Below are 18,962 nucleotides of genomic sequence, written 5' to 3' on the forward strand. Positions count from 1 at the left end.
CGCCATGGCCAGGGGTTCACCGATGTCGCGCCGTCGATGCTGCCTGCTCGCCGCGAGCGCGCTGGCTTCTCCACGGTGGCTGCTCGCTCAGACGCGCGGCGACACGGGTCGCATCCTGTGCGGCTATCCGGCCGGAGGCTCGGTCGACCTGGTCAGCCGCAAGGCCGGGGAGAAACTGGCGCGCGGCGCTTCGGGGGCTTTCGTGGTCGACAACAAGCCGGGAGCGGCCGGGCGCCTGGCGGTGACGGAACTGCTGAAGGCGGCGCCCGACGGACGCACCGCGCTGGTCACGCCCGCATCCGTGCTGACCATGTACCCGCATGTGTACGCGCCGGCGGGCTATGACCCCTTCGCGGACTTCACGCCGGTGTGCACGCTCGCCGCGACGGGATTCGTGCTGGCCGTGGGTCCCAAGGTGCCGGCCTCCGTGTCGGACCTGCGCGGCTTCCTCGACTGGTGCCGCGCCGACCGGGCGCGCGCGCAATGCGGAAACGCCGGGGCGGGATCGATGCCGCACTTCATGGCCCTGCTCCTTTCCCGTGAAGCGGCCCTGCCGATGGACCATGTTCCCTTCCGCGGCGGCTCCGCTGCCATGCAGGCCGTGGCCGCGGGCGAACTGGGCGCCGCGCTCGCCACCGAGTCGGCGGCTCGCGCGATGGTGGAGACCGGCCGCCTGCGCGTGCTGGCCAGCAGCGGAGGCGACCGGAGCGCCTTCTTTCCCCAGGCGCCGACCTTTGCGGAATCGGGCCTCCCGGCGCTCACGCAGCGCGAATGGTTCGGCCTGTTGATGCCGGCACGCGTGCCCCGTCCCGTCGTGGAGGGGACTGCGTCGGTGCTTCGGGCGGCGTTCGCCGAAACCGACGCACAAGAACTGCTGCAGAAGAACGCCTTGCACGCGGACCGGCTCGGCCCGGCCGAACTCGCGCAAGCCCTGCGCCGCGAATACGACTTCTGGGGTCCCTTGATTCGCGCATCGGGTTTCCGACCGGAGAGCTGAAGCGGACGGCGACACATCGCGTCGATGCGCTAACCGGAAGGGGCGATGGCGGATGGCAAGGCTGCCACCCAGAATCCACATCGCTTCGCGCATCGCCTCGGTGGCATGCGCCTTGCGTCCCAACCGTCGGTTCATCGTCGCGCGCACGCCGCGCGCGCACTGGAGGTTCCAATGCACCAGCTCGCGAGCTGCCCGGCCTTCGCTTGCCACGCGCGCCCCGCCCTGCCCCTGTTCGGTGCGTCAACCTCCCTGACGTGGCTCCCTGCTGACGCGTGCTGCGGCGAGACGCAACAGCGCCGCCAAGGAGATTGAACATGTCCGACCGCATTTCCTTCCGGCTGCGCTCCCTCCTGCTGCCCGGCTCCCTCGCCGCCCTGCTGCTCGCGCTGGCGGTGGCCATGACGGCCTCGCCTGGCGCGAGCGGCGCGCCCCATCCCGTCCACCGCGAAGCCACCATCGCTGCTTCGATGCAGCTGGAACCAGCGTCCCGTGATCCGCTCGATGCGATCCGCATGGATGCGCTGCGGGGGAACCTCGACGCCAGCGCCGAACTGGCGCAGGAGCTGATGGATCGCTTCGATACGACCGGGAAGCCGGAGAACCTGTACGAAGCATTCCAGTGGATCGCACGCGACTGGGACCAGCGCGAATTCCTGCGCAGCGACATCATCCAGCGCGCCGTCCAGCACTGCGACGGCCCGGTCCTGCGATGGCACTGGCTCTGTGTGGCAGGGGAGTGAGCATGGACTCGGACTACGCGCTGTGGCTCATCGGCTGGGCCTACGTCCTGGCCAACACCGGCCGGGTACTGAGCTACCTTCCCCAGATCGCGACCGTCTGGCGGTGTTCCGACGGCGCGCGCTCGATCTCATTGCTCACCTGGACATATTGGGCCTTTTCGCACCTGACCGCATCGCTGTACGCAGGCATCGTCATCGACGACTGGAAGCTGCTCGCGGTTTCGCTCGGCAACCTGGCGAGTTGCACCACGGTGGTGTTGATCACTTGCCTGAGGCGCCGCAGCTTCCGGCGCCGCACAGCCGAAGCTGCCGTGGCAGGTCATCCGCGCAGGCAAACAGGCCGGGGCGAGCCCAGCCCGCGGCTGACTTGAGCACGAATCGCGGAGACGGGTCCCGACGTTGTCTTGCAGCCCTTGTTACCCCGACCGCAACGCCGGCAAGCGCTGCAAGCCGTTCATGCTCGACGCCAGGCTGATGATCATCGCCTGCAGCACGAAGCCCGCCAGCGCCAGCCACAGGCACGCCGGCTCGCCCCAGAGGCCGCCGACGAGGGCGCCGATGCCGGCACCCACCGGACGCGCGCCGGCGTTGACCGTGAGGAACACCGAGCCCACGCGTCCGAGCATCGCGCTGGGCGTGATCGCCTGGCGCAGCGTCGTGGTGGTGATGGTCCAGACGATGGGACCGGCGCCGAACAGGAAGAAGGACAGGCCCGCGAGGATGCCGCTGGGAACGACGAGGGTCGTCACCATGGCGCCGATGGCGAGGACCGACACCGCCGGCCCCAGCTGGATCGCGCGGCCGAACCGCAGGGCGCCGACCACGCGCGGCGCAAGCAGCGCGCCCACCACCATGCCCGCCCCGTAGCAGCCCATCGTGGCGCCCACGGCCTGCGCCGACAGGCCGAGCATGCGCACGGCATACGGCACGTACGCCGCCTGCAGCACGAACCACGCGACGTTCCAGGCGATGCCCGTCAGGAGGATCGGTCGCAGCAAGACATCGCGCCAGACGAACTGCGCGCCCTCGCGGATCTCGACCAGCGCATGCCGCGCGGGAGCCGGCGCGCGCGGCGGTTCCGAGACACGCCAGAGCAGCGCCACGGCGGCGAACGACAGCATGGTCGCAAGCACGAAGGCCGACGCTGCGCCGGTCCACGCCACCAGGGCGCCGGCGAGCGCAGGGCCGCCGGCGTAGGCCGCGCTGCGCGCGAGCTCCAGCCGGCCATTGGCACGCGCATGCAACTCGCGCGGAACGAGCGCCGGCACCAGGGCCGGGGCCGCGATCGTGAAGCCGACCGTTCCCAGCGCGCCGATGAATCCGAGCACGGCCAGTGCGCCGACGCTGGTCCGTCCGGAGGCCACGACGACCAGCAGCAGCAGCAGGGAGAGCGCGCGCAAGGCTTCCGAAGCCAGCATGACCTGGCGGCGCGGCATGCGATCGGTGAGCAGGCCCATCGGAATGGACAAGAGCAGGAAGGGCAAGGTCTGCACGGCGCCCAGCAGCCCGATCTCGCCGGCGCCCGAGCCGAGCGCGAGCACGGCCACCAGGGGAACGGCCGCCAGGCTCAGTTGCTCGGCGGACTGCGCACCCAGGTTGGCGCCCGCCAGGAGCCGGAACGCGTGGGGAAACCTGTTCGTCATGTCCGCATGATGCCGGTCCTGCGGGATGGAGGCTCGCCGCTTCCGGACATGCGAACCGGTGCGCCAAGGACGGCAAGCAGCAGCGAAACATCTTCCGGCGTCATGCGTTCACCCTCTTGTCGTTCCCGACAGGGGACCGGTCCGAAGCCAGGTCGTTACCGGACCCCGCTTGCCGGTACCCGAGCAGCCACGAAAGGAAATGCGCGGACCCGTCCGCCAGCTCGAGGACCTCGCGCTGCAATCCGAGCGCGCGGGAGAATTCCAGCTCCGCCCGGAGCACCACGCGGTCGCGCTGCATTTCCACGTCCTTGAGGTCCGCCCTACGGCCCTTCAGGATGGCCAGCAGGTCCCGCCGGTGCGCACGGGGTGCGTCGATGCGAACGAACATCACCGGGACCATCGGCGTCTTCGTCTGCGGGTCCACGTAGCCGTGCACGCTGGTCGCACCGAACGTGAGCAGGTCGCCGTAGGCCTGCCGCAGCAGCACCCGGGCTTCCGCCAGCGCGCACTCGCTCGCCGCCAGGATCTGGCCGTGGTGGCCGCGCCCGACGATCCGGTAGCGGTCCGGCCTGGAAAGCCGATCCAGCAGGTCCTGGCGCGCGAGCACGGGTGCGGCGTCACCGCTCGCGGCCACCATCTGCCGCAAGGGCAGCAGGTCGAGCGGGTCACGGACGTGCATCGCACGCCTCCCGTCCGGGCCCGAGGGTTTCCTTGATCCGGCCCGCCGCGACGGGCGCGCTCGCGCCTGCATACCCGTGTGGCACGACGAGGACATCGCTGCTGCCCCAGCTCAGGACCCGGTGGGCGACGCTTCCGCAGAGGAAGTCCTCCCAGGCCGGGCTGCGCGGCTTTCCGAGCACCACCAGGTCCGCGCCCGAGCGCTGCTGCTGCACCACCGTCTGCCGGCCGGGGTCCCCGCGACCGATCGCGGTGAGCAGGCGGTGGCGATGCGCCGCGAGGGAATCCATCAGCGTGCCCATCCCCTCCTGCGCCTTGCGCAGGCAGTGGGCACGGTATGCGCGCACTGCCTGTTCCGTCGCTTCCGCCGCGCGCAGCCTCGCCTCGCCTCGCGTGTCGATGGCGTGGAAGATCTCCAGCTCCGCGTGCGCATCCAGGTCGGCGGCCAGCTTCACGAGCGCCTCCGACCTGCGCGAGAGGCCCGTGGCGACCAGGATGCGTCGATAGTGCCCGCCACCGGCCAGGCGCGCGACGAGCACGGGACGGTTGCAGCCCCGCAGGATGCGCAGCACGGGCTGGCCGCGGAAGAAGGCTGCCGTGGAGCGTTCGCGCCGGTGCGGCAGGACCACCAGGTCCGTGCCGCGCGCTGCCGCGACGACGTCCTCCAGCATGTGGGCCCCACGCCCCACCGTGGTCACGCGCAGGCCGAAGGTTTGCTCCAGCAGCCTCGCCGCATCGGCCAGGCGCGCAGCCGCGTTGTGCGGCACCTGCGCGCCCTGGGGCGGAACGTACATCAGCTTCACAGTCGCGCGATGTGCCTGCGCGAGCTGCCACGCGCGCTCCAGCGCGAGGTGGTCCTGCACGGAGAGATCCGTGGCCACCAGGATCGATCGGATGGTCATGGCTGTTCCTTCATTGGCGCCTGCGCGCGCAGGGCGCAGGCAGGTTGCACGGGGGCCAACGGCGGCGACTACGTGACGTAGTCGCCGGTCGCCTCCGGCTGGAACAGCACCCCTTCGATCTGGGCGACGCTCTCTTCGCCGCTGGGCCCCGTCCACCGCGCGAGCGCGCCGACCGGCAGTCCGATCAGGGCCATGCCTGCGGGCGAAAGCACGGAAACGTAGCCCCTGGCCGGTTCGGCGTCGGCGGGATAGCAGATCACCACGACCTGCCGGCGCCGCTTGCCGAGGTCGCGGATGACGAACTTCGCGTACATCGTGACGACGTCGGCCGGGATGGCCTGCGCGGGCACGACCTGCGCTTCGTCGAGGATGTCGGCGAGCTGCGGCATGGCGCCGGCAGCGGTGAGTCGGGTCAGGCGGATGTGGTCAAGCTCGGTGAGCTTTCGCTCCCCGAAGTTCGAGGGTCGCATGAAGGCACTCCATTCGAGCGCGAGCCGGCCGCATGGGATCGGGCTCGCAGGCGCGCCGGGCTGCTGCCCGGCGGTCGATGGATGGCGCTTGAAGAAGGAAGGAGGCGACCGCCGGGCTCAGGAATGTGCGGGCGTTCGCTGCAGGCCCGCCCGCGAAGGCGCGAACGTGCGCGCCACCACGCCCCGTGCCGTGGAGGCCGGGGTCGTGCAAGCGGTGGGATGCCAGGCGGCTGGGTGTGCCATGGACCGAGTATAGGCCGCGGCGCGCGCGGGCCGCGCATCGATTCTGGCATTGAACGCAGGGACATTGCGCCGCGCTGCGCCCGATCGCTCGGCTCGCTTAGCTCTTCCCTGTCCGCGAGACAGCCGACCGGAGTTCAGTACGCAACCGGCCCCGGCGCAACGGGCCCCGGCAGCGGCACCACCCGCGTTCCGGGCGGCGCGTTCGGGAAGTCGCGCAGGCTCGCCTCCAGCAGCATTGCCGGGTTCGCACCCGAATTGCTGCTGGCCTGCGACTGGAACACCACCTGCCCGCTGGCCAGGTCGCGCAGGAGCACCTCCACCCGCTGCGACGGGTACACGGCAGCGCCGCCGACCGGGAAGCTGAACCCAACGCCTACGCCGYCGCCGCCCCAGCTGCCACCCCCGACACCGATGCCCACCGAACCTGGGCCCACCGCCGGCGCGTACGCCACGGCATCCTGGCTGACCGTCACCTGGATGGCCAGGCGCGCGTTGGCGTCGACACGCTGCAGCCCCGCGCGTGCCAGACGCGCATCCGCGATGCTTTCCAGCAAGGCCAGGTCGGGGCGGGCTGCTTGCGAGGGCAGGCGCTCATGGCGATAGGTGCTTGCGGGCGGCAACTGGATTCCCGGGGTGAAGACGTGCACCAAGGCTTGGGGTGGCGGAGCCGCACAGGCAGCGAGCAGCGCAACCAGCGAGAGGCCAGGCAACAGGCGGCGCCGCAAGCGGATCATGGCCCATCCTCCTGCGGCGCCCGCGGGCTCGGTGTAGGACAAGGCATCCTTGTGGACAGTCGCATGCAATGCCTTCGTTTGCGAACTCGCGTTGCTCGGCAATGGCGTTGCACGCGCGCGCGCCGGACCCACCTCAGTTGCGCTGCATGTCCGCAGACGGCTTCGAGCGCGCACCCGGAATGCGGGAGAGGAAGCGCGCGAGCGCAGCCCCGGTCGCCACGGGATCTTCTTCCTGGGGAACATGGCCGAGACCATCGAAGACGACCAGTTCGCTTCCCCGGATCTCCCGATGAAAGCGATCCGCGGAGGCTGGCGGAATGAGCCGGTCACGTCCGCCCCACAGGATCAGCGTGGGCACGCGCAGCTCCGGGATGCGGGCGGCGAGCGCACCGGGCTTCGTCTGCTCGAAGCGCTGGACCAGGCTCTGCCGGTTCCCGGCACGCGTGACCAGGTCGAAGTAGCGGTCGACCAGTTCCGGAGTGACCTTCGACGGGTCGCCGTAGACGTTGCGGACACTGCTCTCGACCAGGCCCCTCGGCAGCACGTCCTGCAGGAGGCGGTTCAGTACCGGCATCGTCGCGATCCTGAACCCGATCGGGACCGACTGCGACTCGAACGGATAACCCGCGGAATCCACCAGCACCAGCGCGTCGACGCGCCCCGGATACAGGACCGCGGTCGCCCAGGCGACGTACCCACCCAGGCTGTTTCCAGCGAGCACCGCATGACGGATGCCGAGCTTGTCCATCACCGCAACCGCCATGCGTGCGTAGTTCTCGATCGAGTAATTGCCATCGGCAGCAGGGCCGGTCAGTCCGAAGCCGGGCATGTCGAAACGGACCACCCGACGTGACGCGGCCAGTTCCGCGGCCCAACCGTCCCACGTGTGCAGGGAGGAACCCGTGCCGTGCAGCAGCACAAGCGGCATCGGATCGTCACGAGGTCCTTCGTCGCGCACGTGCACGGACATTCCCGCGACGTCAACGAATTGCGACGGCGGCGTCGCCCATCTGGGTGTCAACACCTCCACGGGCCGGTCGGGGACCCGGTTCGCTGCGAGGTAGGCCACGGCTGCCGCAACGAGCAACGCGAGAGCAGCGACCGCGGCCTTCAGGATCGAACGCATGGGATTCCGCGGGAGTGGGGGGTACCGCGCATCATAAGCACGACCGTGAAGTCCACGACGCGCTTCCGCCAGCCAGGCCCTACCTGCGCGGCCTCTTGCGGGCCGCCGACTTCCTCGGCGCACCCATCCAGAACTCGAGAATCTGCCGCGTGGCCTCTGCCTGGGTGGCAGCGACCTGTCTTCTCGCAGCGCTCGTCGCCTGGCCTCGCGCGCCGCTCGCGGCCTTGTTCGCGGCAGTGAGCCACATGCTCATCAACGGGTTCTTCTTGCCCCAGGGATTCGCCATTTCGATCCGATCCGATCCGGGCAAAAGGCCCACCCCACCATGAAGCGGTGGGGCGCTGGCGCGCGCAGGGAATGCACCCGTTGCCCGGTGGTCGACCTCCTACGGCAGCCACGGTCCTGAATGCGGCGTCCTCACCTGCGTGCGTGAACCGACGGTGCAACAATCTCGCATGAACGCATTTGACAGTGGCAACGAACAGGAAACCCTCCACGAAGCACGCCTGTGGAAGGACAACGGCTGGACAGCCCGGGTGATCAAGAACGAGGACGACGATGGCTGGGCGGTGGCGATGACGCCCGACGGCCAGGTGGAACCTGCGCTCGTCGGTCCCTGGACGATGGGGCGCGACAAGAAGAACCCCAAGCCGCTGGACAGCGGGGCGTTCAACACGCTGGTGAAGACCGCCACCGAGTTCGTGCGCCGGCACGAGCAGCAGCTGCAGGCCACCCTGCACCAGGAGATCGAGATCTCGCACGACGGCGGGCGCGTGAGCGTCACGCTGGACATCACGCCGGATGAAGAATCACCGTCCGCCGTGCTGCGCGCCACCGACGCGGCCGGCGAACTGCTGGGTGAAGCGAGCGTCTCGCCGGGCTTCAGGCTGACGCGCGCCAGTGCGGGCGCCTGGGCGGACGCACGGTTCAGCCCTCGGGCGGTCCGCTGAACGCGTCCGCGGCGGCACCCACGTAGCAGGTGCTGCGCCCCATGCAGTCCCGCAGCTCGCCTGGGCGCCGGATGGCGCCGCTGCGCTCGTCGAACTCCGCCACGGTGAGATCCAGTGCACCGCGCCGCGCGTGCTCCTCGACGGGAAGCCACGGCGCGCCGAGCGCCGCCCACTGCGCATCGGTCAGCGGGATCTCGCCGGTCAGGAACAGCTGGCGGCAGTCCTCGCCGCGCCGGAACGACGCCTCCAGCGCCTGCGCCCCATCGGCCGGACGACACAGTCCATGCGCCATCGTCTGGTCGAAGACAACGAGATCGCCAGGGGCCAGCGACCACTGAACGCCAGCGTGCGGCATGACGAACTCCACGTTGGCCACATCGATTGCGAGAATCCAGAACAGGCACCGGGACCAGTGACCCCGCACGTCGTTGTGGAACTCCGCGCCGCGTGAAGCGAGATAGTCGAGGCGCGTGGCGACGCAGCAGCGGTAGGCAGCGGGATCTTCTCCCAGGACGCCCGTCAACTGCAGTGCGCGGGCAATGCTCCCCACCAGGTCCGCGATGCCCAGCGCCGCCGCGGACAGGTCCTCCAGCGTGGTGCTCGCGTAGTCGACGTCGGCGAACTTCTCGATGCTGACCCGCCCATACCCTTCCGCCGCCAGGCTGGCGCCAGCCCTGGCGTCCAGGAAATCGCATCGCACGACGTGGACGCGCTCGTAGGGCGCGCGTGCGTCGAAAGCGTGCCGCGGCTCTTCGCTTCGGACCGCGAAGGCACGAAACGGCGGAGGCACGCGCTGGTCGCTTGCGGAAATGATGCGGTGGACACCGGGCATGGCGCGATTGTCCTCCGTGGTCCGCCTGGGGCCGGAAGCAGCCTCCTGGAGTCGAGGGAAGGCGCGCATTGGCGAATCATGCCGAGTGGCTTTCGAGCGTCGAAGGTCCAGAGGCGTACTTTCCCCTGACACGCCGTGACCTGGACACATCCACTTCACACTCGCGCGTTAGGCTGACCGCATGCGTCGATTGCCCTGGCACGCGCGCACGGAGAGATCAATGAACGAAAAGAAGACGCACCGCTCCATCGCAAACACCAACGCATCCACGGCAGCGAACACTGCCGACGTGCCACCGGCGGGCGCAGACGCCGGGGCCGCCGAAGCCGAACTCTCGCGGCGCCGCTTCGTCATCGGCGCGGGCTCGGCGTTCGCGCTTGCAAGCACGTTCGGCCTGGCCGCATGCGGCGGCGGCGGCGATGTCGACAAGGAGCCTTTCGGCTATGGCGTTGCGAGCGGCGACCCGCTGGCTGATCGCGTCATCATCTGGACGCGTGCGAATCGGCTGTCCGAAGCGGTGCAGCTCCAATGGGAGGTAGCGCTCGACGCCTCCTTCTCGACGATGGTGAAGTCGGGCACGGTGACGGCCGACCCGGCACACGACAGCACGGTGAAGGTGGATGTCACCGGCCTGCAGCCCGCCACCAGCTATTTCTATCGTTTCAAGAATGGCTCCGTCATTTCCGAAACGGGTCGCACGCGCACGCTGCCCACCGGGAGCGTCCAGCAGGTCAAGCTCGGCGTGTTTTCATGCGCGGCGTATTCGATCGGGCAGTTCCATGTCTACAACCACGCCAGCAACCGGACCGACCTCGATGCCGCGCTCATGCTGGGCGACTACATCTACGAGACCGGCCTGACCGACGCGGAGCAGCTCGTTGCGCGCGGCTTCGGCCGTGAAGCGGATCCGAAGGGCGAACTCCACACGCTCAACGAGTACCGCTTGCGCTATCAGCGCTATCACACGGATGCGGACCTGCGCGGCCTGCGGCGCAACATGCCACTGATCGGCGTGTGGGACGACCATGAGTTCGTCAACGACATCTGGCGCGATGGCGCGGGAGGGCACGACCCGGCCACCGAGGGCAGCTTCGCGGCGCGGCGGGCAGCCGCCGCGCAGGCGTACCACGAGTGGATGCCCACCCGCACCGGCGCAGACCCGCTCAAGATCTACCGCTCCTTCGACTTCGGCAACCTGCTGTCCCTGCACATGCTGGACACCCGCGTCATCGGCCGCGATGCGCCGACCAACCGTGATGCCTATCTCGCAGGCGCAGCGGACGCCGCGGCCCGGCAACTGCTCGGCACCGAGCAGGAAGCCTGGCTGGCCGCACGCCTTCAGGCATCCAGCGCCACCTGGCAGGTGCTGGGCCAGCAGGTCGTGTTCGGCGGCATGCGCATTCCGCTGTCGGTGTACGACGATTTCAGCGAGGACGCCATCAACGCCTTCCTCGCCGCGCTGGACACACCGCAGGCTTCCCGCACCGATGCGCAGCGCGCCCTGGTTGCGCAGCCCCGCATCGGCTACGAGCTCACGAACTGGGACGGCTTCCCCGCCGCGCGCGAACGCGTGCTGGCGATGGCGAACGCCACCGACAGGAACCTGGTGGTCCTCTCCGGGGACAGCCATAACGCCTGGGCGCATGACCTGCGCGACACGGCCGGGCACCGCATCGGCGTGGAGTTCGCCACGCCGTCCGTCACATCGACCGGGCTCGAGATCGCGCACCCGACGATCGGGCGCCAGTTCCTCGCGGATTCCTTCCTGCGGATGGTTTCCGATCTGAAATACGCGGACACCGCACGGCGTGGTTACGTGGCCGTGAGCTTCACGCCGACTTCGGTGACGGGCGAGTTCGTGTTCGTGAGTTCGGTGTTCGAGAACGACTACTCGGCGGCGGTGGGGCCGGCCCTGCAGGCACAGGCGGGGCCAACGGGGCGCGAGCTGAAGCGGGTGTAGCCGTCAGCGGCGGCTCAATGCCATCTGGCGAACGAGTCCGGGCCGAGCCGCGGCATCGCGAACTGATTCACCGGCGCCAGCGGGTCCGCCCACCCGAGCGACAGCCCGCAGGCCAGCCTTTCCTCCGGGGTGAACTGCAGTTCCCGCGCGATCACATCCTCGTAGCGCACGAAGGCCACCTGCGGGCAGGTGGCCAGTCCGCGTTCGCACGCGGCCAACATGAGTGTCTGCAGGAACAGGCCGAGGTCCAGCCAGCTGTGTTCGGTGAGTTCGCGGGCGATGGTGAGCATCAGGCCAGCCGGGGCGCCGAAGAACGCGTAGTTGCGCGCGGTTTGCCGACCGCGCGCCGCCACGTCGTCCTGCGCGATGCCGAGCGCCTCGTAGTAGCGGCGGCCGAAGTCCTGTTGCAACTCGCGGCAACCCGCCGCACCCCCGGGCGGAAAGGGTGAGAAGACCGGGTGCCTTCCCGACAGGTTCTCCGCCAGGATGGCCTGCGACACGCGGTGCAGCGCCTCTCCGGTGAGCACGTGCACGCGCCACGGCTGCGTATTGAAGGTGCTGGGCGCGAGCGCAGCCGTCTCGAGCAGTTCGCGAATCAGCGCGTGCGGCACGGCGCCTTCCCGGAAGGCGCGGGTCGACCGCCGAGTCGCGGCAAGCTGGCGAAGGGTGAAAGCGGCTGGCATCCTCATGGCAACTCCTGTGCGACGCAGGGCACGGATCGTGGCCTTGATCACCCTTCAGGTCTTTGGTTAAGCTGCTGAATCCAAAGTCAGATCCATGCATGGGCCCAAAAGGAGTTCCGGTCGGTGACCTGCTTTGCCTCGACAGGCAGGCAGGCAAGCTCGTCTGCGGGGGCGCGCCGGTCGACCTGAAGCGCAAGGCTTTCGACATCCTCTGCGTGCTCGCCGATGCCGAAGGGGCGCTGGTCACCAAGGACCAACTGCTGTCGCGGGTGTGGCCGGAAGACGCGGTCGAGGAAAACAACCTGCAGGTGCACGTCAGCGCGCTGCGCAAGGTGCTGGATCGGCACGCCGCGGGCACGGTGGATCTGGTGACTGTCCCCGGCAAGGGCTACAAGCTGCTGGTCGCACGAGGCGCACCGTCTGCGGGGCCGCCGGCGCGCACGCGCGGGCCCGTGCTCGCCGTGCTTCCTTTCGAGACGTTCGGCGTTTCGGAAGTGGCCGTCCTGGCGCAGGGCATGGCGGAGGAGATCAGCCTCGCGATGTCCCGCGTGCGCTGGCTGTCCGTGATCGGAAGCAGTTCAGTCGCCGCCGAGCATGCCCGCCAGCCCGACGTGCGCGCGCTCGCTCGAAGTTTCGGCGTGGACTACGTCGCCCAGGGCAGCCTGCAGCGCGACGGACGCAGGTTGCGCGTGACGGCCCGCCTTTGCGAGGCCGGCGGCCTCACGCAGCTCTGGGGAGAGCGCTACGAGCGTGACCTGGAAGACATCTTCGCGTTGCAGGACGAGATCGCCGGTACGGTGGTCAGTGCAATCGAGCCAGGCGTCCAGCAAGCCGAACTCGCGCGTATCGCGCGGAAGCCGCCGGCCGATGTCAATGCCTGGGAGCGCACCCTGAAGGCCGCGGCGCTGCTGCAGCCGCTCATGCCGAATGGGGCGAGCCAGGCGCTGGCGCTGGTGGAGGAGGCGCTCCGGCTCGACCCGGGCTATGCGTGGGCGCTGGCGCTCAAGGCCTGGTGCCATCACGTCCTCTACAGCCGCGCCGGTCTCGATGGCGCACACCGCGACGCCTCCGTGGCTGCCGCCCGCGCCGCGCTGTCCACGGGCGGGGACGATGCACTGGTGCTCGCCACCAGCGGCCTGGTGCTCTGGTTCGATGCCCACGAGCTGCCGAGGGCATTCGGCTTGTTCGACCGCGCGCTCGCGATCAGCCCGAGCAACTTCCTGGCGCTCGCGGCAAGCTCCGTGGCCCTGGCCTGGTCTGGGCAGCCGGCGCTCGCAGCGGACCGGGCGCAGCATGCGCTTCGGCTCAATCCGTTCCACCCCCTGCGTTATCTCGCCTGGCTCGGACTGGCCAGTTCGCGCTTGCAGCACGATGACACCGCGGGTGCGGTCGAAGCGGCGGCACGCGCGGTGGAAGCCAACGCCGGCTTCAGCATCCCGCTCGCGTACCTCTGCGCCGCCCAGGCCCGGGCCGGGCAAGCCGCGGCTGCACGCGACGCGGCCGAACGTCTGCTCCTCGCGCAACCCGGCTTCACGGTTTCGGGGTTCCGAACGGTGGTCGGCGTCAACCCTGCCGTGTTCGACCTGTTCGCCGATGCGTGGCTGGGTGCCGGGGTGCCGGCGTGAACCGGCCGGCCGGCGGGACTGCCGTGGTGAATGCAATCCCGTGAGCGCTGCGGCGGTGGGCCGGAGGCAACTCATCCGTTGGCTATCTGCGGCCACCTGCGCTTGACGCTTCAACTCGCTTTGCCGAAGATTCCTGCTCAACCGGGATCAAGGCCGCTGCAGCCATGTTCACCACTCCCTTCTCCGCGTTCGTCGCAAAGGTTGGCAAGACCACGCCGGCAGGACTAGCGTGACTCCATGGCGACGCCTTGGCCTCTGTCCGCACGGCATGTCTTGCTGTGGGCAGTCGTCATCGGGCTCCTGAAGTCGACACAGTTCCTGCTCCAGCCCTTCGTATGGGAGCACTGGCCCCTCGATGAGGTACTGCTCGGCTGGCTGGATGTGGCGCTCGATCACACGATCGTGGCAGTGTCGATTGCGCTGGCACTGCTGGCTGGCATGAGAGTCCCCCTGCGAGGTGCAGCGCGGGCGCTGCAGGTCGCCGTGACGATCCTCGTCGGTGCGGCCGCAGGGCAGCTCGCGCTGCTCGCGCTGGGCCGCTCCGGCGCCGCGGACGGGTTGGCAACCTTCCTCGGCCGGGCTCTTGCCTGGAGCCTGGTCGCCGGAAGCGTGACCGGGATCTACGCGCTGTGGTGGCGCTCGATGGATGAGCGGGCCGCGCTGGACGACGCGGACCTGCGCCGCGTCGACGCCGAGCGGCAGCTCCTCCAGGCCCGGGTGCAGACGCTGCGCAGCCAGATCGAACCGCACTTTCTGTTCAACACCTTGGCCACCGTGCGCCGGCTGCACCACACCGACCCCGGCGAGGGCGCGGCGTTGCTGGCCCACTTCATCGACTACCTGCGCCTGGCGTTGCCGGCGCTGCAGGAGCGCGCCACCAGCCTCGGCCAGGAGGCCGACCTGGTTCATGCCTACCTGAGCGTGGTGGCGGTGCGCATGTCCGGGCGCCTGCAAGTGGCCTGGGACGTGCCGGACGTCCTGCGCGCCAGCGAATTTCCGCCGCTGGTGATGGCCACGTTGGTGGAGAACGCGGTCAAGCACGGCATCGCGCCCGCGACCGAAGGCGGCACGCTCGTCATTTCAGCGCGCCGTGACGCCGGCGACCTGGAGGTGACGGTGTGCGACACCGGCGTCGGCTTCTCTGCAAGCGGGGGCTCGGGCATCGGCCTGGCCAACATTCGAGCGCGACTGACCGCCTTGTACGGCCCCGCGGGCCGGCTGGTCTTGGCCGCCAACGCGCCCCATGGGGTGCGCGCGTGCCTGCGCCTGCCCTTGCGCACCATGGGGGTCGCGCCATGAAAGCCGCCGGCCGCGATCGCACGCGCGTGCTGCTTTACGGGGCCCTCTGGGCGGTCGCGGTGCCTGCCTTCTACGCCGCCGACATGCCGCTCAGCCAGATGGAACTGGAGCGGGTCGCCGCATTCATAGCGGCGAGCACACCGCACCTGGTGATCACGGGCACTTGCATTGCAGCGTACGGCCAATTCGCTGCGCGCCACTTGAGCCGCGGCGGGATGGTGCTCGGCGCGCTGCTGGCTGCGCCGTTTGTCATCGCAATTGACGTCTTCGTGCTGCGCGAGCTCATGTTTCCGCTTTTCGACATGGACCTGCACCTCTTTCGGGTCGAACGCTCTCTGCTCACGCACGTGCTGGTCGCAGTCTGGCTGGTCGTCGTCCTCGGAGGCCTTCTGCTGGCGGCATGCGTATGGGCGGAACGATCGGCCCGTACACGGACTTTGCTTGCGCAGGCGGAGATCGCGCGCGGCCTTGCCGCCACGCAACTGGGCGAGATGGAAATGCAGGCCCTGCAGGCCGACATCGACCCAAACTTCCTGCAGCGCATGCTGGCGCAGGTGAACCGGACCTATGCAACACGTCCGGCGGACGCCGATCAGTTGCTCGATCAACTCGTCGCTTTCCTGCGCGCCGCCATGCCGGCCGTACGCACGGGCCGATCGACGCTGACCGACGAACTGCGCTTGGCAGCGCAGGTGGCCGAGCTGCACAATCATCTCGACGCCGGCGGGGCGCGTCGTGTGGTGGAGGTTGTTGGCATGCCGCCGGACGACCTGCCGTTCCCACCACTGCTGCTGCTGCTGATGGACCGCTTGGCCGCGTCGGCATCGCGGGAGTCGGACGTGCGGTTGGTGGCGGAATGCAGCGAGCGCGGCGTCGTGCTGGCGCTGCACGCCGCAAGCGCGGGGCCATGGCTCGATTCCGCGCTCGAGTATCGGTTGCGTGTGGGCTTGCGCTCGATCTACGGCGCGCAGGCCACCTTGCAGGTACACGAAAGCCCGGGGGCAGGCGCGGTCGCTCTGACGATCGCCCTGCCGCCGGCTCCCTTGGTCAACGCGCCCTGTCCGGCGCATTCCACCCCGGACCCGAAAGGAGGCCCACGATGGACGATCCCCGCGACGACGTGAACGACCTGCGCCGCATGCTGATTGCAGTCCTGCCCGGCCTCGCGCTGGCGGAGAGCGCGCAGGCCCAGGATGCGGCGATGGCACAGCCGAGCAGCTACAAGGTCGTGTTCGAGAACGACAAGATGCGTGCCCTCGAGTACCGGGCCCGGCCCGGCATGGGCGTGTGTGGCCAAGGGATGCACTCGCACCCGGCGCACCTCACCGTCGTTCTCTACGACGGCAAGTTCCGGCACAAGACACCGGATGGGAAGGTGGCGGAAGGCACCTCCAAGATCGGCGACGTGTTCTGGAGCGAGGCCGAGACCCACGAGGTGGAAAACATTTCGGGTCGCAACTCACGCGCGCTGCTCATCGAGCTCAAGGGCTCCAAGGCGTGAGCGCTGGGTCATGCACGAGCCCACTGCCTTGATTGCCGAAGACGAGGCGGTGCTGCGTGCCGAGCTGCGCCAGCACCTGTCCGCCTTGTGGCCCGATCTGCGCATCGTGGCCGAGGCAGCCAACGGCTTCGAAGCCTTGCAGGCGCTGGACCGCCATGCGCCGCGCATTGCCTTCCTCGACATCGAGATGCCCGGCCTGACCGGGGTGGACGTGGCGCGCCAGACCCAGGGCCGATGGCACGTGGTGTTCATCACGGCGTACGACGCCTATGCCGTGGCGGCGTTCGAGCAGGGCGTCATCGACTACGTGCTCAAACCGTACGACGAAGCCCGGCTCGCGGTGGCGGTGCGGCGGGTGCAGCAGCGCATCGACAGCGCGCCTGCGCCACTGGGGGATCTGCTGCGCGAGCTGGCGCGCGCCGCGCCGGCTGCCCGCCAGCACCTGCGCTGGATCAACGCTTCGGTCGGGCAGGAGGTGCGGCTGATCACGGTCGACGAGGTGTGCTACTTCCAGGCCGACATGAAGTACACGCGGGTCGTCACGGCCGACGGGGAGTCGTTGATCCGGCGTTCCCTGAAGGAGCTGGCCGAGGAGCTCGACCCGTCCTGCTTCTGGCAGATCCATCGCTCGACCATCGTCAATGCCAACGCGATTGCCGGAGTGTCGCGCGACTTTCGCGGCCGCGTGCGCGTGCGGCTCAAAGCGCGCCGCGAGGAACTGGCCGTCAGCGAGGCACACGAGCACGTGTTCCGGCAGATGTGACGCCGCCTTCGTCGCCCCATCGGCGGATTCGTCGCGAGGGTTCGGCGCTCGTCGCAAGTTCAACCATGGGAGTGAGGCATTCATAAGAATTCATCGCCATCCCATCCAAGGATGAATGCGATGAACCCTCTGCTCGACACCATGGCCCGCACATCGACCCTCATCTCCGTCGCGACGCTGTTTGCGGCGTGTGGAGGTGGTGGCACCGCAGAAACCACGGGCGGTGAGCTCGAAGCGAACAAGCATGTGGTTGTCGGCTCGTTCGGACCGAACGTGGTGTCGACGTGGCACGACGTCGCCTTCGCCACGGTCAGCGTCCCAGCGTCGCCGACCGGCGCCACCCCCGAAGAGCGCGTCGCCGGGCCCGATCTCACGACCGTGCACCTCGCGATGTACGACGCCATCATGGCCATCGCCGGCACCCACGAACCCTACGCCATCAGGCCGGCGACCTCGGGCGTTGGCGCCGGTGCGCAAGCAATGGATGCCGCGGCGATCGAGGCCGCCTACCGCACGCTCAAGGGCCTGTTCCCGAGCCGGGGCGACAAGTACGAGGCCGCCTACAGCGGCGGCATCTCCGCCATTCCGGATGGCGAGCCCAAGACGCGCGGCAGGGCCATTGGTGCCGAGGTGGCGGCCGGCATGCTGGCCCTGCGCGCGAACGACGGCCGCCTCACGGTGCTGCCGCCGTACGTGCCGGGCACGGAGCCGGGGCAGTTCAGGAACGCCACCCCTGTCAACCGCATCGCCCCGTACATCCGTCCGTTCGCGACGCAAAGCCACTCGCAGTTCCGCGCGCCCGCGCCCTATGCGCTGGGCAGTGGCCAGTACGCGACCGACCTGAACGAAACGAAGGCGATGGGCGGCACAGTGAGCACGCAGCGCACCACCGCGCAAACCGAGATCGCGCGCTTTCACACCGAGCCTCCCGAGGGCTTCTGGGCGCGCAACCTGCGGCAGTTCGCCATGGCCAGCCCGAGCCTGGCCGACAACGCGCGCTTGCTCGCCATGCTTTCCGTCGCGTTTCGCGATGCAGGCAGCGGCTGCTTCGAAAGCAAGTACCACTACAACTTCTGGCGCCCCCTCAGTGCGATCCCGCTGGCCGATACGGACGGCAACCCGGCCACAGACGCCGATCCGCACTGGACGCCCGTCGTACCCTCCCCGAACCACCCCGAATACCCCGCCGCGCACGGCTGCGCGAGTGGCGCGGTGATGGAGACCGTGCGCGCCTTCTACGGGACGAAGAGCGTGAGCTTCGACTTCAACAGCGCGGTGACCGCCACGACGCACCACTACGACCGCACAGACGACCTGCTCAAGGAGGTCAAGGATGCGCGCGTGTGGGGCGGCATGCACTTCCGCACGTCGATCGATGCCGGCGCGGAACTGGGCAAGGACGTCGCAAAGTGGGTTGCGAAGAACCACTTCGGCCCTGCCGTTCCGGCTTCGAGTCCCGAACAGCCTTGATCCCGTGGCCGTCCTGAGCCAGACGGCCATGTCGCACTCGGCCAGGCACAAGGCAGGCAGTTGGGTGGCCTTGGCTCACCTGTCCGCACAAGGAGCGGCCATGAACATGTCGGCGATGCTGTGGATATGGGCAGGGGTGTCCGTTCTGAGCTTGGCTGCGGCGGCTCTTGTTGTCGCGGCAGAAGTGAAGATTGACGATCCCGACGGGAGCCAGCTGGCAAAGTTCTGCGGATTCGAGCCGACATCAGTCAGCGCTGCAAGCCAGCGCTTTCCGCAGTGAGACGCCATGAGGACTGTCCACAGGCGAGTCCCGTGCCGAAACGAAGCTCTCTCGATCGTGACAACC

20 protein-coding genes are annotated in these 18,962 nt (G+C 69.1%); 12 read left to right on the forward strand and 8 right to left on the reverse strand.

From position 1 onward, the window contains the following. Positions 1 to 4 precede the first annotated feature (4 nt). The 3 genes from AC1DSA_RS18255 (at position 5) to AC1DSA_RS18265 (ending at position 2,108) form a co-directional block, all read left to right on the forward strand. Positions 5 to 997: a tripartite tricarboxylate transporter substrate-binding protein gene (locus tag AC1DSA_RS18255; RefSeq protein WP_477891758.1), complete on the forward strand. Its 993-nt coding sequence runs from the start codon at positions 5 to 7 to the stop codon at positions 995 to 997. Between the two features lie 314 nt (positions 998 to 1,311). Further along, entirely contained in the window at positions 1,312 to 1,737 is a 426-nt protein-coding gene (locus AC1DSA_RS18260; protein WP_477891760.1) for a hypothetical protein, read from the forward strand. Between the two features lie 2 nt (positions 1,738 to 1,739). Continuing rightward, positions 1,740 to 2,108, forward strand: a complete 369-nt coding sequence (locus AC1DSA_RS18265; protein ID WP_477891762.1) for a hypothetical protein — start codon at positions 1,740 to 1,742, stop codon at positions 2,106 to 2,108. Positions 2,109 to 2,153: 45 nt separating this feature from the next. Here AC1DSA_RS18265 and AC1DSA_RS18270 read toward each other — a convergent pair whose 3' ends face one another. From AC1DSA_RS18270 to AC1DSA_RS18295, 6 genes are all read right to left on the reverse strand, one after another. Next, positions 2,154 to 3,380 (reverse strand): MFS transporter, encoded by a 1,227-nt coding sequence (locus AC1DSA_RS18270; protein ID WP_477891764.1) that lies wholly within the window; start codon positions 3,378 to 3,380, stop codon positions 2,154 to 2,156. A gap of 100 nt (positions 3,381 to 3,480) precedes the next feature. Further along, on the reverse strand, positions 3,481 to 4,059 hold the full coding sequence (locus AC1DSA_RS18275; protein WP_477891766.1) for a hypothetical protein: 579 nt from the start codon (positions 4,057 to 4,059) through the stop codon (positions 3,481 to 3,483). Continuing rightward, the gene (locus AC1DSA_RS18280; RefSeq protein ID WP_477891768.1) at positions 4,046 to 4,960 is read right to left on the reverse strand and encodes a universal stress protein; all 915 of its coding nucleotides are present in this window, start codon (positions 4,958 to 4,960) and stop codon (positions 4,046 to 4,048) included. Before AC1DSA_RS18280 ends, AC1DSA_RS18275 begins: the two co-directional genes overlap by 14 nt. Positions 4,961 to 5,028: 68 nt before the next feature. After that, on the reverse strand, positions 5,029 to 5,430 hold the full coding sequence (locus tag AC1DSA_RS18285) for a GreA/GreB family elongation factor (protein WP_477891769.1): 402 nt from the start codon (positions 5,428 to 5,430) through the stop codon (positions 5,029 to 5,031). A 377-nt stretch (positions 5,431 to 5,807) separates the two neighbouring features. Next, positions 5,808 to 6,407 (reverse strand): DUF4136 domain-containing protein, encoded by a 600-nt coding sequence (locus AC1DSA_RS18290; RefSeq protein WP_477891771.1) that lies wholly within the window; start codon positions 6,405 to 6,407, stop codon positions 5,808 to 5,810. Between the two features lie 133 nt (positions 6,408 to 6,540). Next, positions 6,541 to 7,533: an alpha/beta fold hydrolase gene (locus tag AC1DSA_RS18295; protein WP_477891773.1), complete on the reverse strand. Its 993-nt coding sequence runs from the start codon at positions 7,531 to 7,533 to the stop codon at positions 6,541 to 6,543. 455 nt (positions 7,534 to 7,988) lie between these two features. On the opposite strand from AC1DSA_RS18295, the gene AC1DSA_RS18300 reads away from it, so the two are divergent. After that, positions 7,989 to 8,483, forward strand: coding sequence for a hypothetical protein (locus AC1DSA_RS18300; protein ID WP_477891775.1), 495 nt, complete (start codon positions 7,989 to 7,991; stop codon positions 8,481 to 8,483). On the opposite strand, the gene AC1DSA_RS18305 is transcribed toward AC1DSA_RS18300, so the two are convergent. Continuing rightward, positions 8,461 to 9,384 carry a hypothetical protein gene (locus AC1DSA_RS18305; protein WP_477891777.1) on the reverse strand — a complete coding sequence of 308 codons (924 nt, stop codon included), beginning with the start codon at positions 9,382 to 9,384 and terminating at the stop codon, positions 8,461 to 8,463. The two genes, AC1DSA_RS18300 and AC1DSA_RS18305, sit on opposite strands and share 23 nt — an antisense overlap. Positions 9,385 to 9,535: 151 nt before the next feature. On the opposite strand from AC1DSA_RS18305, the gene AC1DSA_RS18310 reads away from it, so the two are divergent. Continuing rightward, complete coding sequence (locus tag AC1DSA_RS18310; RefSeq protein ID WP_477891779.1) at positions 9,536 to 11,275, forward strand: alkaline phosphatase D family protein; 1,740 nt, start codon at positions 9,536 to 9,538, stop codon at positions 11,273 to 11,275. Between the two features lie 14 nt (positions 11,276 to 11,289). Here AC1DSA_RS18310 and AC1DSA_RS18315 read toward each other — a convergent pair whose 3' ends face one another. Beyond that, the gene (locus tag AC1DSA_RS18315; protein WP_477891781.1) at positions 11,290 to 11,958 is read right to left on the reverse strand and encodes a nitroreductase; all 669 of its coding nucleotides are present in this window, start codon (positions 11,956 to 11,958) and stop codon (positions 11,290 to 11,292) included. A gap of 62 nt (positions 11,959 to 12,020) precedes the next feature. Here AC1DSA_RS18315 and AC1DSA_RS18320 point away from each other — a divergent pair, with 62 nt between their 5' ends. The 7 genes from AC1DSA_RS18320 (at position 12,021) to AC1DSA_RS18350 (ending at position 18,896) form a co-directional block, all read left to right on the forward strand. Beyond that, positions 12,021 to 13,583 (forward strand): winged helix-turn-helix domain-containing protein, encoded by a 1,563-nt coding sequence (locus tag AC1DSA_RS18320; RefSeq protein WP_477891783.1) that lies wholly within the window; start codon positions 12,021 to 12,023, stop codon positions 13,581 to 13,583. Positions 13,584 to 13,820: 237 nt separating this feature from the next. Further along, entirely contained in the window at positions 13,821 to 14,882 is a 1,062-nt protein-coding gene (locus AC1DSA_RS18325; RefSeq protein WP_477891785.1) for a sensor histidine kinase, read from the forward strand. After that, positions 14,879 to 16,006, forward strand: coding sequence for a histidine kinase (locus tag AC1DSA_RS18330; RefSeq protein WP_477891787.1), 1,128 nt, complete (start codon positions 14,879 to 14,881; stop codon positions 16,004 to 16,006). The genes AC1DSA_RS18325 and AC1DSA_RS18330 overlap by 4 nt, the downstream gene beginning before the upstream one ends. After that, the gene (locus AC1DSA_RS18335; protein ID WP_477891789.1) at positions 15,982 to 16,383 is read left to right on the forward strand and encodes a hypothetical protein; all 402 of its coding nucleotides are present in this window, start codon (positions 15,982 to 15,984) and stop codon (positions 16,381 to 16,383) included. The genes AC1DSA_RS18330 and AC1DSA_RS18335 overlap by 25 nt, the downstream gene beginning before the upstream one ends. 10 nt (positions 16,384 to 16,393) lie before the next feature. Then, a complete protein-coding gene (locus tag AC1DSA_RS18340; RefSeq protein WP_477891791.1) occupies positions 16,394 to 17,146 on the forward strand; it encodes a LytR/AlgR family response regulator transcription factor in 753 nt (250 codons plus the stop codon). A 120-nt stretch (positions 17,147 to 17,266) separates the two neighbouring features. After that, the gene (locus AC1DSA_RS18345) at positions 17,267 to 18,616 is read left to right on the forward strand and encodes a vanadium-dependent haloperoxidase (protein WP_477891793.1); all 1,350 of its coding nucleotides are present in this window, start codon (positions 17,267 to 17,269) and stop codon (positions 18,614 to 18,616) included. A 100-nt stretch (positions 18,617 to 18,716) separates the two neighbouring features. After that, complete coding sequence (locus tag AC1DSA_RS18350) at positions 18,717 to 18,896, forward strand: hypothetical protein (RefSeq protein WP_477891795.1); 180 nt, start codon at positions 18,717 to 18,719, stop codon at positions 18,894 to 18,896. Positions 18,897 to 18,962: the final 66 nt, after the last annotated feature.

This window comes from Ramlibacter sp. P4_H7, assembly GCF_056400765.1.